Below are 15,973 nucleotides of genomic sequence, written 5' to 3'. Positions count from 1 at the left end.
GATATTACCCTCATTCTCTGCGATAATGTAAGCAACTATCTTAATAGAGGAGGCTGTATCATCATGGCTAATCACATTCCAGAAGTATTGTTGAACGACGGGTTGAATATGCCTGCGATTGGCTTTGGAACCGCGTGGATTAAAGGCACGGAGGGAGTACAGCATCTGAAGACTGCCCTTGATTTGGGCTATCGCCTGATTGATTCAGCATTTAACTATGAGAACGAAGGCGTTGTCGGGGAAGCGGTGCGGCAGGGCGGAGTGCCCAGAGACCAGCTGTTCATTACCTCCAAGCTGCCGGGACGTCACCACAAGTATGATGAGGCGATCGTGACCGTTCAGGAATCGCTGTACCGCGCGGGACTTGATTATTATGATCTGTATCTGATCCACTGGCCGAATCCGAAGGTGAACCTGTATGTAGAAGCTTGGCAGGCACTTATCGATGCCCGGAAGCAGGGGCTGATCCGCTCGATAGGGGTGAGTAATTTCCTGCCGGAGCACCTGGACCGTCTGGTTCAGGAAACAGGCGTAGCACCGAGCATTAATCAGATTGAGCTGCATCCGTATTACAATCAGGCAGAGCAGCGTGCTTACCACGGGAAACACGGGATTATTACAGAATCATGGAGTCCGCTGGGCCGCGGCACGGAGCTGCTGAAGAATGAACAGCTCGGCGCAATTGCCGCCGCCCATCATAAATCCATCTCACAGATTGTTCTGCGCTGGCATGTTCAGCTGGGTGCTGTTCCGATTCCGCGATCCTCTTCGGAAGAGCATCAGCGGGAGAATATTAATATTTTCGACTTTACGCTGTCAGATGAAGAGATGAAGCTAATCTCGGAACTTCCGACAACCGGACCACTGTGGGATCAGGACCCGGCGGTGTACGAAGAGTTTTAAGAAGGGTTGAATGGGAAGTGTTAAGCCTCTTGCTTATTTAGCAGGGGGCTTTTTCATATTCCTTGTCATACATAATTCGTTTAGGAAAATGGGAAGCTGGTTACATAGAAAGAGTCAGAAGCCTACAGAGGAGGAATACACAATGAGCGATCAGTATACGATTCAGGACCCTGCGAAGCAATATGAAAAAGCTACGCCGGAGTTTGAACAGCAGCAGCCGAGTCCCGGCCTGGAGAAGAAGATGCATCCGCGTCCCGATGACGGGGCGGGAACGTACCGCGGCAGCGGACGGCTTACCGGCCGCAAGGCCGTGATCACCGGAGCGGACAGCGGAATCGGGCGGGCGGTAGCCATTGCTTTTGCCCGTGAAGGGGCTGATGTGGTTCTTGCCTATCTGCCGGAGGAAGAAGCTGACGCGAAGGAAGTTGTTCAGCTGGTGGAGGAAGCCGGACGGAAAGCCGTTGCTGTACCGGGCGATCTGAAGGACGAGAAGTACTGCGAACAGCTGATAGCCAAAGCCGTAGAGGAGCTTGGAGGGATTGATATCCTGGCCAACATCGCCGGCAAGCAGCAGTTTGTTCCGGATATCGCTGATCTGACCACCGAGCAATTCGATGCGACCTTCAAGACCAATGTATATGCGCTGTTCTGGCTCTGCAAGGCAGCGGTGAAGCATATGAAGCCAGGCAGTACAATTATCAACACCGCATCCATTCAGGCTTATGAGCCTGCGCCGATTCTGCTGGATTATGCCACCACCAAAAGCGCAATCAACACCTTCAGCAAATCGCTGGCTCAGCAGGTAGCCGCCAAGGGAATCCGGGTCAATGTTGTAGCACCTGGACCTGTATGGACTCCGCTTCAGGTAAGCGGCGGACAGCCGCAGGAAGCGCTGAAGGATTTCGGAGCCAAAACACCGCTCGGCCGTCCCGGCCAACCGGCTGAAATGGCCCCGGCCTACGTATTTCTGGCCAGCCAGGAATCCAGTTATGTCAGCGGCGAGACTTTGAATGCTAACGGCGGCATGCCGACACCTTAAATCAGCGTATATGCTCAAACCTCCGCAAGGAGGTTTTTTGTTATATTGGGAATTATGATATTCGTCTGTAGTGGATCAAGTCGGATTAGGAGCAGATTCGTCTGACGGACGAATGTGTTCTTATAGCAGGATTCCCAGTGAATCCGCCGAAAGTCCGGAAGTGGGCGGCCTGGGAAAATCAAAGGGATAAATCCCTCTAAATACGCCGAAAGCGGGGGCATGGGGAAATCAAAGGGATAAATCCCTCTAAATCCGTCGAAAGTGAGCGGCATGGAGAAATCAAAGGGGTAAATCCCTCTAATTCCGCCGAAAGCGGGGGGGCATGGGAAAATCAAAGGGATAAATCCCTCTAAATACGCCGAAAGCGGGGGCATGGGGAAATCAAAGGGATAAATCCCTCTAATCCCGCCGAAAGTGGGCGGGAGGCGGAAATGAAGAGCAAAAGTGCCCCTGATTTCATCGAATGCAGGCAAAAGGAGAAAATGAGGAGAATTAGTGCCCCTGAATCCGCCGAAAGCGGGCGGGAGGCGGAAATGAAGAGCAAAAGTGCCCTTGAATCCGCCGAAAGTGAGCAAAAGGAGAAAATGAAGAGCATTAGTGCCCCTGAATCCGCCGAAAGTGCGCGGCAGGAGAAAATGAGGAGCAAAAGTGCCCCTGATTTCACCGAGTGTGAGCAAAAGGAGAAAATGAGGAGCATTGTGAAGTGACCGTAATCTCTACATAAGCTGCACAGCCGGCATAACCGCATAAGCTCCAGCCTAATTCAGCCGTTAGGGTAATTTTGTTCTGATTCCGTTATTCCGCGAGGAACGGGGCAGGGGGTTGCCGCATAATCCCGCTTTTGTATTTATAGGGGGCTCTTGTGCTAAACTTGAGAGCAGGAATGCATTTGCCGGCATGTATGCCCAAGCAAAGGCGGTTTGTGGAGAAGACAGGAGGAGATGGCATGGCGTTTGTTACTGTGAAAGGCGAATATAAGCGGTACAAAATGGGGGAGACCCTGATTGTAGCCAATGACGGAATTGATTTTGAAATTGAACAGGGCGAGTTCGCTGTGATTGTAGGTCCCAGCGGAGCGGGGAAATCGACGGTGCTTAACATACTGGGCGGGATGGATTCCGCCGACGAAGGCCAGGTCATTGTGGACGGTACCGACATCGCTCGTTTCAGCGCCAAAGAATTGACCGGCTACCGCCGTAATGACGTGGGTTTTGTATTCCAGTTCTATAATCTTGTACCCAATCTGACGACGCTGGAGAATGTTGAGCTGGCATCCCAGATCTCTCCGCGTGCGCTGGATGCCCGTAAGGTGCTGGAGGATGTAGGACTTGGAGAGCGGCTGAATAACTTTCCGGCCCAGCTGTCCGGCGGGGAGCAGCAGCGTGTCGCCATTGCCAGAGCGCTGGCCAAACAGCCGAAGCTGCTGCTCTGCGATGAGCCGACAGGTGCGCTCGATTACAATACCGGCAAACAGGTACTGAAGCTGCTGCAGGATACCTGCCGCAATACCGGAACCACGGTTATTGTCATTACGCATAACTTGGCTATTGCACCGATGGCGGACCGGGTTATTGAAATCAATAACGCGAAGGTACGGAAAATGGTGAGGAACGCAACACCGGTATCCGTGGAAGATATTGAATGGTAAGGAGCCGGAGGACATGAAGAAACGGGCATTATGGAAGGATGTTTTTCGGGAAATCCGTCATACGAAAGCAAGGTTTCTCTCGATTTTTGCGATTATTATGCTGGGGGTAAGTTTTTTTGCCGGGATCAAATCAGCGGGGCCGGATATGCTGGATACCGCAGCGACATATTATAAGGATCATAGGCTGATGGATTTACGTGTTCAGTCCACTTATGGGCTGACAGAGAAGAGTATTGATAATCTTCGGGACATTCCCGGAGTGCAGACTGTTCAGCCTGTGTACAGCTCGGATGTGTTTCTTGGTGAGAGCGGACTGATTGCTAAGGTGTATTCCTATGCTGACGATAATGAACTGAACGGGTACAAGATTACCTCCGGGCATCTGCCTGAGGCATCCGGGGAGATCGTACTTGACGCCTATCTGCTGCAGGAGGAGAAGTTCTCGCTGGGAGATTCAATTACCTTCAGCGGCGAGGCAGGGGATGATCTGGCGGGGAATTTCAAGACATTGAGCTATACCGTGGTCGGCTTCGCGCAGAGTCCGCAATATATTGAAACGTCGACCCGTGGAACGAGCCGCATCGGCAAAGGGACAGCCGATGCGTTTGCTGTCATCCGGGAGGATGACTTCAGCCTCCCGGTGTACACAGAGGCCTATCTCAGCTTCACGGATACGGCTGCAGAAACAGCTTATACTCCGGCTTATGATGCTCTCATCGAGCGGCATCTGCCGGAGACCGAGGAAGCGCTGAAGGATTACCCGCAGCAGCGTCTGGAAGAGCTGAAAGCGGAAGCCGCAAAGCTGCTGGCTGCGGGCCAGCAGCCTATGGACGAGGCGCAGCAACAGCAAACACAGCAACAGCAGGCGGAGGCCTCTGCAGCGCAGAACCCGCTGGAGCTGCCGAAGGTGTATGTGACAGACCGGACGATCAACCCGGGTTACGCCGAATACAAAGATAATGCAGACCGGCTGTCTGCGATTGCCACTGCTTTTCCGGTGTTCTTTTTCCTGATTGCGGCACTCGTCAGCTTAACGACGATGACCCGTATGGTTGAGGAGCAGCGTCTGCAGATCGGTACCTTGAAGGCCCTGGGGTATGGTTCCATGGACATTATGACCAAATTTCTGGTCTATGGCACACTCGCCAGTCTTGCCGCGTCCATTGCGGGGCTTGCGATCGGCTTCACCTTATTTCCGGGCATTATCTACAATGCCTACAGCCAGCTCTATAACCTGCCGGGCGTGATCAAAAGCTTCTATCCCGCCTACGCCATTATTTCCATAATAGTAGCGCTGGTATGTACAGCCATGACAGCGATGATTGCTTCCCGGGTGGAGCTGCGCAGTAATGCGTCGGTACTGATGCGGCCCAAGGCCCCCAAGAGCGGACAGCGTATTATGCTGGAGCGGTTCAGCTTTTTGTGGAAACGGCTTAGTTTCGTGCAGAAGGTGTCGGCCCGCAATCTGTTCCGCTACAAGCAGCGGATGTTCATGACCGTAATCGGGGTGGCGGGCTGTACCGCGCTTATTCTGACCGGCTTTGGGCTGAAGGATTCCATTGGCAGCATTGCAGACCGGCAGTTCGGCGGGATTATGAAATATAGTGCCCTGGTGGCGCTGCATGACAATGCAACAGCCAAAGATAAGGCGTCCTACGCAGAACTGATTAAACAGGAGTCCGCAGTTACGGGAACGCTGGATGTGCTTCAGGAAGCAATGACTGCCCGGGCCAAAGGGGTTAACGATCAGGAGGTGCGGATTTTTGTCCCTGCAGATGCTGATAAACTGGCTCCGTTCGTTACACTGAAGGACCGTACAACAGATGAACCGCGGGTGTTGACAGACGATGGCGCCATCATTACGGAGAAGCTCGCCAAGCTGTATGATCTGGTTCCCGGAGACAGCCTGACCGTGCTGGACAGCAACAATGAGGAGTACCAGGTCAAAGTGTCGGCGGTTACCGAGAACTATGTGCTGCATTATGTGTATATGACACCGGCGTATTATACAGAGGTATTTGGTGACGATCCGGTCTATAACACTCAGCTGCTGAACTACAGCGCGCAGGATAAGCAGTGGGAAGACACCTTCGGGGAAAAATTAACCGCCAACGGCCAGGTGGCACTGGTCAGCTTTTCAAGCGGGGTGGGCGAAGCTTTTGACGGGACCATGAAGAGCATGGACGTTGTTATAGTAGTACTGATCGTGTCCGCTGCTGCGCTGGCCTTCGTGGTGCTCTATAACCTGACCAATATCAATGTGTCTGAACGGGTCCGGGAGCTGTCCACAATCAAGGTTCTGGGCTTCTACGATAAAGAAGTCACCATGTATATATACCGGGAGAATATCCTCTTAACACTGCTCGGGATCATCTTCGGCGGTGCACTGGGGATTCTGCTGCATGGCTTTGTCCTGTCAACGGCTGAGCTGGATGCCACGATGTTCGCGCCGCTGATCAAGTGGCAGAGTTACCTGTATGCAGCCTTGCTGACTGTGCTGTTCTCGGGGATTGTAATGGCGTTCATGCACCTTAAGCTGAAGCGGATTCATATGATTGAAGCGCTGAAATCGGTGGAGTAACGTAGTCACTGTTTTGTCAAAAACATAAAAAGAGCAAGAAAATGAGGAAGAAAAACAGGCTGCAGGAAGAGTTCTCCTGGCCTGCTTTTCTTCCTTTTTGTGCATGGAAATATAGAAATCCCTGTGCGGCTAAGCTCGCAAAAAAGATAATCATGCTGAAAGATGTCGAATTAACACGAAAATGATAACATTAAGTCATAAAAACTAACCGTATTAAACATAGTTGAATAGTTTGAAAAGAGGTTTTTGGTGAGTTTCTTTTACTATATTGGAAGGAATTATTTTTTGTGCGCATAAATAAGATATGAAAGTGATAAAGAAATATATTGACGTAAGATATATTCACATGTAATATAAACCATAATTTATAGGGAATTGTTAAGACTCCCAGCCGGGAAAGTTGCCCCTGCCTCTAATTGACCTGCGGTCTATTTGATCCTTGAATGTCATAGGTATCGTATGTGATATTATATTACATGGATTGCAGATGTCAGCTGAATTATAGCGGCAGGGGTAGAATCATCCAGAATACCCAGTCTCCCGGAAGCTTTGAAGAGAAGGTGGCGAACCGGACCTGTGGTTCCGGGTAACGCTCACTACACGCACTTAACTAAGGAGGAGTAAAAGGAATGGCGAAAAAGAGAAAATGGTGGTCTAGTTTACTTGTTGTATCGTTGGTAGGGGTTCTATTTACGGGTTGCAGCACCAATAACACTGCAAGTTCTCCAACTAATGCTCCTGCAGCAACAACAGCCGCTGAGAGCGCAGCACCTGATGCTACAGCTGAACCGGCCGCAGATGCACCGGTTGACGGCGGAACAATTGTACTCAGCACATTCTCCGATATTGTTAATATTAATCCTCTCTTAATCAATGACACCTCTTCAGGCGATATTGCCCAATTCGTATTCGCCTCCTTGTATGATCTGGACCGTGGAGGGAACGTAACTCCGGAGCCTTGGTCACTGGCTGCAGAGCTTCCGGTTATCTCTGAAGATGGTCTGACTTATACCGTGAAATTGAAAGATACAATCAAATGGAGTGACGGCCAGCCGATCACTGCCGATGATGTAGTGTATACAATTGAAACCGGCAAAAATCCGGAGACAGGTTCACCGCTGACCAGTGCATTTGACAAGGTGAAGACCGTAGAGAAGGTCGATGACCAGACTGTGAAATTCACATTGTCCCAAATCTATGCGCCGTTCCTGTACGCCCTGTGCCAGGCTATCGTGCCAGCGCACATTCTGAAGGATGTAAAGCCGACTGAAATCCAAACCAATGCCTTCGGTACAGACCCGGCCAAGACCGTAACCAGCGGACCTTGGAAATGGACAGCCTGGAAACAAGGCGAAAGCCACACCCTTGATGCCGATCCGAACTACTGGGGTACTGTTAAGCCTCATATCGCTCAAGTGGTTTACAAAATCTACGCCGATCAGAACACTGAGGTTCAGGCTATCATGAAGGGCGACACGGACCATATCAGTGCGATTCCGGTAACGCAGGTTGAAGCTGTGAAGGCTGACGGCGATATCGACATTATTCAGAAGCCGGGCGCACAGTATGAATATGTAATGTTTAACTTCGACGGCAAGAACTTCCCTGATAGCTATGGCCTGTTCGCCGGACAGAAGACCAGACAGGCAATTGCACATGCACTGAACCGTCAAGGTATGGTAGACAATATTCTAAAAGGCGTAGGCGCCCTGATGAATGCCCCATTCCTTCCGGACACTTGGGCTGACCCGGGTGATGCCGCTGTGAACTATGACTACAACGCCGAAACTGCCAAGAAGCTCCTGGCAGAAGACGGATGGGTTGCTGATGCCAAAGACGGTATTCTCACTAAAGACGGACACCGCTTCTCCTTCGAACTGCAATACAATGCCGGCAACAGCCGCCGCGAGCAAGTAGCCGCTGTTATCCAGCAGAACCTGAAGGATGTTGGGATTGAAGTAACACCTAAGGCGATCGACTTTGCAGCTTGGATTGACCAGAATGTAACACCGGGTAAATTCCAGGCCTTGCTGCTGGCTTGGTCCCTGAATACACCGGATCCGGATGCAGAGAGCATTTTCTCCTCCAAATACTTCCCGCCTGCCGGCCAGAACAGCGGCTGGTATAAGAATGAGAAGCTGGATCAGCTGTGGGTAGACGGTTATTCCACTGTTGACCAGGCTGAACGTAAAGAAATCTACAAAGAAGTAGGTAAAGAAATTTCCACGGATCTTCCATATGTATTCCTGTATCAATATGGTCAGGCTATCGGAACAGGTCCTAGAGTTCACTGGGCAGAAGAAGATGCTCCTGAGCCGTCACTGGGCTACGGACAATTCTTCCACGCTATCAAATGGTGGGTAACCGACTAACGAACCGAACAAACTGAATAGAATTACGGGAGGTGAAAGAGAATTCTCTTTCACCTCCCCCTTTTGTATGAATGGGGGAGCCTTCCGTAATCTATCGCCTTACCATCTCTAGGAGGATAGCCCATGACAGAATATCTGATACGACGCGTGCTTCAATCGGTATTGGTCATCTTTCTGATTACCATACTGACCTTTCTTCTCATCCATGCTGCTCCGGGCGGACCGACGCAAGTCATGCTATCTCCGGGCTTATCCCCGGAAATATTTGAACAGCAAGCCAAGAACCTTGGGCTGGATCAGCCTGTTCCGGTACAGTATGTGCGCTGGATCGGCGACCTGCTGCAAGGAGACTTGGGTTACACCTTCAAGAACCATATTGCGGTATCCGATCTTCTCTGGCCGCGTATTGGCAACACCGTGATTCTGATGGGTGCGGCTTGGCTGGTATCACTGCTGATTGCAATTCCTTGGGGGATCTATAACAGTACCAAAGTGTATGGTCTATCTGACCAGACGGCTTCATTCATTTCTTACTTAGGCTTCGCAATGCCGACCTTCTGGTTCGGAATACTCCTCCAGCAATGGTTGTCACTGAAGCTGGACTGGTTTCCGTTGTCGGACATGTATACCAGAGGCAAGGAAGGCAATATAGGCGATTTGTTCATGCATCTGGTGCTGCCGATTACGGTGTTGGCACTTGGTTTCCTGGCCTCTTATATGAAATATGCGCGGGCAAGTATGCTGGAAGTGCTCGATCAGGATTATATCCGTACGGCACGTGCCAAGGGCGTCAAAGAGCGTAAGGTGGTCTTCCGCCATGCGCTGCGCAATGCACTGATTCCGATTATTACGATACTCGGCCTTGATCTTCCCATACTGGTGGGAGGGGCCGCTTTAACTGAGAATGTATTCAACTGGCCGGGAATGGGCCGTTGGTTTGTTGAGATGGCAGGTGCGCGCGAATATTCGGCACTGATGGCTGTTACTATAGTGACGGCTGTTATAGTCGTTATCGGCAATCTCCTGGCAGATATACTGTATGCCGTAGTTGATCCCCGGGTGAAGCTCGGTAAGCAAGGGGGCAAGACGGCATGAATACAGAGAATACTGAGCTTACCAAAGGGGCTGTATCTAAGCCGTTTGGAACCCCGGACATGAATCCGATGCCCGGAGGGACAGATCCTGAGATTGCGGTAGTGGATTCCAAGCGGCCGCCGGGTCCCTGGAGTGTTTTATGGAAGAAATTCTCGCGCAATCCGTTCGCAATGGGCGGTTTGGTAGTCCTGATTATATTTGTGCTCATTGCACTCTGCGCTCCGTGGCTGACCAAATATAAACCGGAAACGATTGATCTGATGTTCGCCAATCTGAAGCCGGGGGCTGAAGGGCATCCTATGGGCACAGACGAGCTGGGCCGCGATATTCTCAGCAGACTGCTGTACAGTGCGCGTGTTTCACTCGCTATCGGATTCTCCGTTGCGTTTGTTTCCGTAGTTGTCGGATCGGTTATCGGTGCGATTTCAGGGTATTTCGGCGGGTTTGTGGATACGGTATTCATGCGTATTGTAGACGTGATGAACTCTGTGCCGACCCTGTTCCTGAACATTCTGATTATGGCGCTGTTCGGCACACAGATTAAATACATGATTCTTATTCTGGCATTTACCAGCTGGATGAGTATTGCCCGGCTCGTCCGGGGGACCTTCCTGCAGCTGCGTGAAATGCAATATGTGGAGGCGGCCAGGGCAATTGGAGTATCCAGCTGGGGCATCATTTTCCGGCATCTGCTCCGTAATGCAAGCTTCCCGATTATCGTAAATGCGACCCTGATGGTCGGCGGTGCGATTCTGAGTGAATCTGCGTTGTCGTATCTGGGCCTCGGCATTCAGGCACCGGCTACAAGCTGGGGACTAATGCTCAGCAACGCACAGGAATTCATGCTGGTTGACCCGATGCAGGCAGTGTACCCGGGCTTCTGCATCCTGCTCGTAGTGCTGGCAGTTAACTTTATCGGCGACGGTATCCGGGATGCTCTAGATCCCAGACAACAAGTGACCAAATCCCGGAGGAGGCTGGAACAATGGCGGAAAAACTACTCGAAATCCGGAAGCTGACCGCCGGCTTTGCAACCGAGAAGGGCCTTCTCAAAGCAACCGACGGCATCTCCATTTCTGTGAACAAAGGCCAGACTGTCTGTATTGTCGGTGAATCCGGCAGCGGTAAAAGCGTAACCTCACTCGCGATTATGCGGTTGATTGATTATGCCGGAGGGATGATTCTTGACGGCAGTATTAATTTTCACGGCCAGGATTTGGCGGCGAAGAGCCAGGAAGAGATGCGGGAAATCCGCGGGAATCAGATTGCCATGATCTTTCAGGACCCGATGTCGTCGCTGAATCCGGTATTTACGGTAGGTGAACAGATTGCGGAGAGCCTGCGGCTTCATCAGAACAAGAGTGATGCCGAAGCCATGCGGATGGCGGTTGATCTGATCAAATTAGTCGGTATCCCGGCTCCGGAGATCCGTGCCAAGCAGTATCCGCATGAGCTGTCCGGCGGGATGTGCCAGCGCGTCGTCATTGCTATTGCGCTGGCTTGTAATCCTGAACTGCTCATCGCCGATGAGCCGACAACCGCACTGGATGTTACGGTGCAGGCTCAGATTCTGGATCTGCTGCGCAAGCTTCAGTCCGAACTCGGAATGTCTATTCTGCTGATCACCCATGATATGGGTGTAGCGGCAGAGATGGCTGACCGCATTGCTGTTATGTATGCCGGAGCCATCGTGGAGGAGGGGACGGTCGAAGAGATTTTCGACCACCCGAGCCATCCATATACGGTCGGGCTGCTCCGGTCGATTCCGGGGTTTGAAGGCGGACGGGGAGGCGAGCTGTATACCATTCTCGGGACGATTCCTCCGATTGGCCAGCTGCCCTCCGGCTGCCGCTTTAATCCGCGTTGTCCTCATGCCATGGATATCTGCAGGAATCAGGAGCCGCCTGATTTCATGATCTCGGATGATCATCGTGCAGCCTGCTGGCTATTCAAGGATAAGCCGGTGCAGGCAGATTACAGCAATGAGGTGAAACGCGCATGATGAATGAAACGGCAACCCAACCGGTAAGAGAACATATGCCTTCTTCAGAAATATTGCTGGAAGTTAAGGACGTGAAGAAATATTTCCCGATCACCAAGGGTCTGCTTAACCGCACCGTTGGACAGGTCAAGGCTGTGGATGGTGTTAATCTATCCATCCGCAAAGGCGAGACCTTCGGGCTGGTCGGTGAATCCGGCTGCGGCAAATCCACGTTCGGCCGGGTGCTGCTCCGGCTGCAGAGTGCAACCGGGGGAGAAGTGTTATTCAAGGGGAAGGATATCCATTCCCTGAGCTCCGGTGACATGCGGAAGCTGCGGGAAGAAATGCAGATTATCTTCCAGGATCCGTTCGGCTCGCTGAATCCGCGGTTCCTCGTCAAGGATATTATCGGAGAGCCGCTGCGCATCCACCGGAGTATGTCGGCTAAAGAGATTGATGCCCGGGTAGTGGAGCTGATGGAACTGGTGGGGCTGGATGCCAGCCGCCGGAACCGTTACCCGCATGAATTCTCCGGCGGACAACGCCAGCGGATCGGGATTGCCCGGGCGATTGCCCTGAATCCGCAGTTTATCGTTGCCGATGAGGCTGTATCGGCACTGGATGTATCGGTACAATCCCAGGTGATCAACCTGCTCATGAAGCTGCAGAAGGAACTCGGATTAACCTTCCTGTTCATTGCGCACGGCCTGAATGTGGTCCGGCATATTTCGGACCGCGTCGGGGTGATGTATCTGGGCAAGCTGGTGGAGGTGTCTGAGACGGAGGAGCTGTTTGCAGCGCCGCTGCATCCTTACACAGCCGCCCTGCTCTCGGCAATTCCGAAGCCTACGCCAAGACGCAAGCAGGACCGCATTGTGCTGGAGGGGGATGTGCCATCCCCGGCTAACCCGCCGTCCGGCTGCCGGTTCCATACCCGCTGCCCGTTTGTCCAGGACAAATGCCGCCAGGTGGAGCCGCTGCTTGAAGAGGTTGTTCCAGGCCGTCCGGTGGCCTGTCATTTCCCGTTGCTTCCGAATTCATAGATAATCCGCGATTTCCTAAGGATGTCCCGCAGATTAAGGGGGTGACCCCGCAGCCATATCCACCACTGGCTGCGGGGTCACCCCCTATTTTTGTATCTCTGGAATAGTCATTGCCCTGCATAAGTGCTCTATACGGGGGGCTTCAGATAGTCGAGAAACACCCGCTTGAGAATATCCAGCTGGAGCTCTGTCGTTAGATCCGCTTCAAGCATAGGGATGTTCTTCTGCAGCGAGAGCTTCTTCGAGAAAATGCCGAACGTATTAATTAATGTAGTTAAAGTATCCCTCACCTCGAGATCAGAACGGACCGAGCCGTCCTCAATGCCATTCTGAATGATCCGGGAATAGACCTGCGAAATTCGGCGGGTCAGAGCATTGAAATGATGAATATCCTCCAGCGGTTCCGGGAAATGGGCGGCGTAGCTTTCGAAGTCAACCATGAAGGTTGTGCTTAATTTATAGTGATCCTCGATGAAAAAATCGAATAATGCTTCAAGCTTGTCCAGGCATGGCACAGGCAATCCGGCCACATATTCAAACCGCTCCAGCATCGGCTCCAGCAGCCGGGTAGCAACGGCGACAATCAGCTTTTCTTTCTTCGGGAAATATCTGAACAGGGTAGCAATGCCGATATTCGCATCAGTTGCAATATCCTGCATCGTGGTTTTCTCAATCCCCTTCTGATTAAATACGCGTTCTGCTGCTTCCAGAATCAGCGATAAGCGCTGTTGTTTGCCGTCAAGGCGTTCCTTCTCGTATCTTGTTTTGGGATCCATAAGAGCTTATACCCTTTCACTATCGGTATTTGAACTACCAGTAGTATAGCCAGTGCTTATTCTTTAAGCAAGGAGGGTTTGAGTTTATCCGCACAAAGTGATATGATAAATATCACAGTGATAGTGTAACTATCACCATATATTTTAACTCATATACCGAAGGGGATACAGCTATGAATCGACTTAAGGATAAGGTTGCTATTATTACCGGAGCCGGCAGCGGCATGGGACGTGAAGAAGCCCTGCTTTTTGCGCGGGAGGGTGCCAAGGTTGCCGTTACCGATATTAATGAAGCTGCGCTGCAGGCTGTAGTGAAGGAGATTGAAGCTGATGGCGGTCAGGCTACAGCTTATGTGCATAATGTGGTCTCTGAAGAGCAATGGGTCCATGTGATCGAAGAAGTGATGAAGACTTACGGCAAAATCGACGTGCTGGTTAACAATGCGGGGATCTCGCTTGCCACCGGACTTCTGGATACAACTATGGAGCAGTGGAACAAGGTCATCAGCATTAACCTGACCAGCACCTTCCTTGGGATGAAATACGTGGTTCCGCATATGCAGGAGAATAATGGAGGCTCAATTGTCAATATTTCATCGATCGCAGGTCTGACCGGAAGCAGCGGCGCAGGCGCTTATACAGCCTCCAAAGGCGGGGTCCGCATGCTGAGCAAAGCGGCGGCTGTTGATTTCGGTAAAAATCATATCCGGGTCAACTCTGTGCATCCCGGCTTTATCGAAACGCCAATGAGCGCTGAGTTCGTGAATGACGAACAAAGGCTGAAATGGTTCCTGTCCCAGACGGCGCTGCCGCGTGTCGGCCGTGCCTCCGAAGTGGCGGAAGCCGTGCTGTTCCTCGCTTCCGATGAGTCGGCTTATATCACTGGTGTAGAACTGCCGGTAGACGGCGGCGTTACAGCGAAATAAGAGCCCGAAGCCCCGGCTCCCGGGAGGGACAAACTTGAAATAGATGAAGAGGAGTGCTGCCGGTTTATGGGCAGCGCTCCTCTTTGCTTTTGATACCGCCGTAAACTAATTATTGTGTAAAAGCCACTTCTATAAGAAAATGAGAAAAAGACTGATTATTGTAATTCTAATCCTAATCAACGCCGCAATGGATGCGGAACCGGAGGCTATGGTGAAAAAGGTCGACAAAGCAGTTTCAGCTCTCTTTATTCTTATAATGATAGTGGCCGTATGGATATGGGCGGTGTCCGTGCATGCGTGGAGCCTGATGGGCACACTTGCCTCGCTAGTCTGTCTGGGGCTGTTTATCTGGACGGGACTGCGGGCCATTCCCGCTTTGACCGGATACATAAGTTCATGGAATACGCAGGAACCGGTAAGTATCGATAGTCTGCCTGAGGAGCGGCAACGGACATGGTGGAAGATTGTGCTCTGGGTGGTGGCCAGCCGTGTGCTGCTCATTCTGATAGCCTATGTCTTCTTGATGCTTAAAGACGGGGTTTCCGGAAGCTTATTCTCCCGTTTTATCGATACCTGGCATATTCGCGGAATAGACGCCATGTCTTATCTGGGGATCGCTGAGCACGGGTATGTCACGGAAGGAGACTCCCGGTTCCACATTGTGTTCCTGCCTTTATTTCCAGTCATTATTAAGCTGGCGCAGTTTTTCACAGGCAATTATATGGTCGCCGGCTTTGTAGCCGCTAACCTATGCACCCTTGCTGCAGCGTTGTTCGCTTATGAGCTTGCCAGGCTGGACATGGGACGCAGCAATGCGCTGCGGGTCGTGAAATATATTTTCATCTTTCCTTCGGCGTTCTTTTTCTTCATCCCCATGACGGAGGCGCTGTTCCTGCTGCTCTCCCTGATGGCATTGTATTATGTGCGCCAGAAGCGCTGGCTGCTCGGCTGTCTCTGTGCGGCGCTGGCCGGCTTCACCCGTTCTCCGGGGATACTGCTGGCTGTACCGGTTGCCGTGGAATTTGCCCGGGATTTGGCAGCAGGCTACAGACAGCTGGAGCGGAAGGCTTTTATTAACAGACTGGTCAAAGCAGTGGTCTCTCTGGCTACAGTGTCCTTCGGTCTGCTGGCTTATCTCTATATCAATTACAATGTTACGGGCAACGCATTCCAGTTCAGTATTTATCAGCGGGAGCATTGGTCGCAGCAGTTCTACTTCTTTTTCGATACGGTGAGATATCAGATGGAGTATGCCGTGAAAACCTTCAAGGATGCAGACTTCCGTTCTTTCCTGGGGCTGTGGCTGCCCAATCTGATTAGTATCTTCCTGGTGCTCTTGATGATGTTCAAAAGCGCGAAGAGACTTCATCCTGCTTATATGGCGTATTTAATCGTCTATTTCGTCTACGTTGTGGGTCCGACCTGGCTGCTGTCCGCTCCGCGTTATTTCGCCGTGGCTTTTCCGCTGGCCTTCGCGGCAGTAGTGTTGACACAAGATAAGAAATGGAAGGATATCGCGCTTACCTCCTTATTCATTGCGGGGAGTCTGCTGTATCTGACAGTGTTTGTAGCCGGGTATCCGGTGTATTAGAAATTACAGAAATGATGG

At 51.6% G+C, this 15,973-nt stretch carries 13 protein-coding genes; 12 read left to right on the top strand and 1 reads right to left on the bottom strand.

The window, feature by feature from the left end; all coding sequences use genetic code 11:
* The first annotated feature begins 63 nt into the window (after positions 1–63).
* The 10 genes from MHI42_RS16480 to MHI42_RS16435 all read left to right on the top strand — a co-directional run bounded on the left by MHI42_RS16480 (position 64) and on the right by MHI42_RS16435 (position 12,662).
* The gene (locus tag MHI42_RS16480; protein ID WP_342424477.1) at positions 64–903 is read left to right on the top strand and encodes an aldo/keto reductase; all 840 of its coding nucleotides are present in this window, start codon (positions 64–66) and stop codon (positions 901–903) included.
* 142 nt (positions 904–1,045) lie between these two features.
* A complete protein-coding gene (locus MHI42_RS16475) occupies positions 1,046–1,942 on the top strand; it encodes an SDR family oxidoreductase (protein ID WP_042210599.1) in 897 nt (298 codons plus the stop codon).
* 431 nt (positions 1,943–2,373) lie between these two features.
* Positions 2,374–2,649, top strand: a complete 276-nt coding sequence (locus tag MHI42_RS16470; RefSeq protein WP_342424476.1) for a hypothetical protein — start codon at positions 2,374–2,376, stop codon at positions 2,647–2,649.
* A 239-nt stretch (positions 2,650–2,888) separates the two neighbouring features.
* Positions 2,889–3,590 (top strand): ABC transporter ATP-binding protein, encoded by a 702-nt coding sequence (locus MHI42_RS16465; protein ID WP_042133636.1) that lies wholly within the window; start codon positions 2,889–2,891, stop codon positions 3,588–3,590.
* Positions 3,591–3,603: 13 nt separating this feature from the next.
* Entirely contained in the window at positions 3,604–6,171 is a 2,568-nt protein-coding gene (locus MHI42_RS16460) for an ABC transporter permease (RefSeq protein ID WP_342424475.1), read from the top strand.
* Positions 6,172–6,800: 629 nt separating this feature from the next.
* Entirely contained in the window at positions 6,801–8,543 is a 1,743-nt protein-coding gene (locus MHI42_RS16455) for a peptide-binding protein (RefSeq protein ID WP_342424474.1), read from the top strand.
* Between the two features lie 123 nt (positions 8,544–8,666).
* A complete protein-coding gene (locus MHI42_RS16450) occupies positions 8,667–9,638 on the top strand; it encodes an ABC transporter permease (protein WP_039306525.1) in 972 nt (323 codons plus the stop codon).
* A gap of 59 nt (positions 9,639–9,697) precedes the next feature.
* Positions 9,698–10,657 (top strand): ABC transporter permease, encoded by a 960-nt coding sequence (locus MHI42_RS16445; protein WP_171717896.1) that lies wholly within the window; start codon positions 9,698–9,700, stop codon positions 10,655–10,657.
* Entirely contained in the window at positions 10,624–11,640 is a 1,017-nt protein-coding gene (locus tag MHI42_RS16440) for an ABC transporter ATP-binding protein (protein ID WP_171717889.1), read from the top strand. The genes MHI42_RS16445 and MHI42_RS16440 overlap by 34 nt, the downstream gene beginning before the upstream one ends.
* On the top strand, positions 11,637–12,662 hold the full coding sequence (locus MHI42_RS16435) for an ABC transporter ATP-binding protein (RefSeq protein WP_042133644.1): 1,026 nt from the start codon (positions 11,637–11,639) through the stop codon (positions 12,660–12,662). The genes MHI42_RS16440 and MHI42_RS16435 overlap by 4 nt, the downstream gene beginning before the upstream one ends.
* Positions 12,663–12,790: 128 nt before the next feature.
* On the opposite strand, the gene MHI42_RS16430 is transcribed toward MHI42_RS16435, so the two are convergent.
* Positions 12,791–13,438 (bottom strand): TetR/AcrR family transcriptional regulator, encoded by a 648-nt coding sequence (locus MHI42_RS16430; RefSeq protein ID WP_342424473.1) that lies wholly within the window; start codon positions 13,436–13,438, stop codon positions 12,791–12,793.
* A gap of 173 nt (positions 13,439–13,611) precedes the next feature.
* Between MHI42_RS16430 and MHI42_RS16425 the strand changes: the two genes are divergently transcribed.
* Both MHI42_RS16425 and MHI42_RS16420 read left to right on the top strand, forming a co-directional pair.
* Complete coding sequence (locus MHI42_RS16425) at positions 13,612–14,364, top strand: glucose 1-dehydrogenase (protein ID WP_342424472.1); 753 nt, start codon at positions 13,612–13,614, stop codon at positions 14,362–14,364.
* A 139-nt stretch (positions 14,365–14,503) separates the two neighbouring features.
* Complete coding sequence (locus MHI42_RS16420) at positions 14,504–15,955, top strand: hypothetical protein (protein ID WP_342424471.1); 1,452 nt, start codon at positions 14,504–14,506, stop codon at positions 15,953–15,955.
* The last annotated feature ends 18 nt before the right edge of the window (positions 15,956–15,973 follow it).

It is taken from the genome of Paenibacillus sp. FSL E2-0178 (assembly GCF_038593005.1).
Classification (GTDB): Bacteria; Bacillota; Bacilli; order Paenibacillales; family Paenibacillaceae; genus Paenibacillus_AQ; species Paenibacillus_AQ phytohabitans.
Note: the sequence above shows the minus strand (reverse complement) of the source record. Positions and strands in the feature narration are given on the sequence as shown.

Bases quoted from the DNA above. Each gene is read 5' to 3' on its own strand.
- MHI42_RS16480 (WP_342424477.1), top strand. From the start codon at position 64: ATGGCTAATCACATTCCAGAAGTATTGTTGAACGACGGGTTGAATATG.
- MHI42_RS16475 (WP_042210599.1), top strand. From the start codon at position 1,046: ATGAGCGATCAGTATACGATTCAGGACCCTGCGAAGCAATATGAAAAA.
- MHI42_RS16470 (WP_342424476.1), top strand. From the start codon at position 2,374: ATGAAGAGCAAAAGTGCCCCTGATTTCATCGAATGCAGGCAAAAGGAG.
- MHI42_RS16465 (WP_042133636.1), top strand. From the start codon at position 2,889: ATGGCGTTTGTTACTGTGAAAGGCGAATATAAGCGGTACAAAATGGGG.
- MHI42_RS16460 (WP_342424475.1), top strand. From the start codon at position 3,604: ATGAAGAAACGGGCATTATGGAAGGATGTTTTTCGGGAAATCCGTCAT.
- MHI42_RS16455 (WP_342424474.1), top strand. From the start codon at position 6,801: ATGGCGAAAAAGAGAAAATGGTGGTCTAGTTTACTTGTTGTATCGTTG.
- MHI42_RS16450 (WP_039306525.1), top strand. From the start codon at position 8,667: ATGACAGAATATCTGATACGACGCGTGCTTCAATCGGTATTGGTCATC.
- MHI42_RS16445 (WP_171717896.1), top strand. From the start codon at position 9,698: ATGAATCCGATGCCCGGAGGGACAGATCCTGAGATTGCGGTAGTGGAT.
- MHI42_RS16440 (WP_171717889.1), top strand. From the start codon at position 10,624: ATGGCGGAAAAACTACTCGAAATCCGGAAGCTGACCGCCGGCTTTGCA.
- MHI42_RS16435 (WP_042133644.1), top strand. From the start codon at position 11,637: ATGATGAATGAAACGGCAACCCAACCGGTAAGAGAACATATGCCTTCT.
- MHI42_RS16430 (WP_342424473.1), bottom strand. From the start codon at position 13,438: ATGGATCCCAAAACAAGATACGAGAAGGAACGCCTTGACGGCAAACAA.
- MHI42_RS16425 (WP_342424472.1), top strand. From the start codon at position 13,612: ATGAATCGACTTAAGGATAAGGTTGCTATTATTACCGGAGCCGGCAGC.
- MHI42_RS16420 (WP_342424471.1), top strand. From the start codon at position 14,504: ATGAGAAAAAGACTGATTATTGTAATTCTAATCCTAATCAACGCCGCA.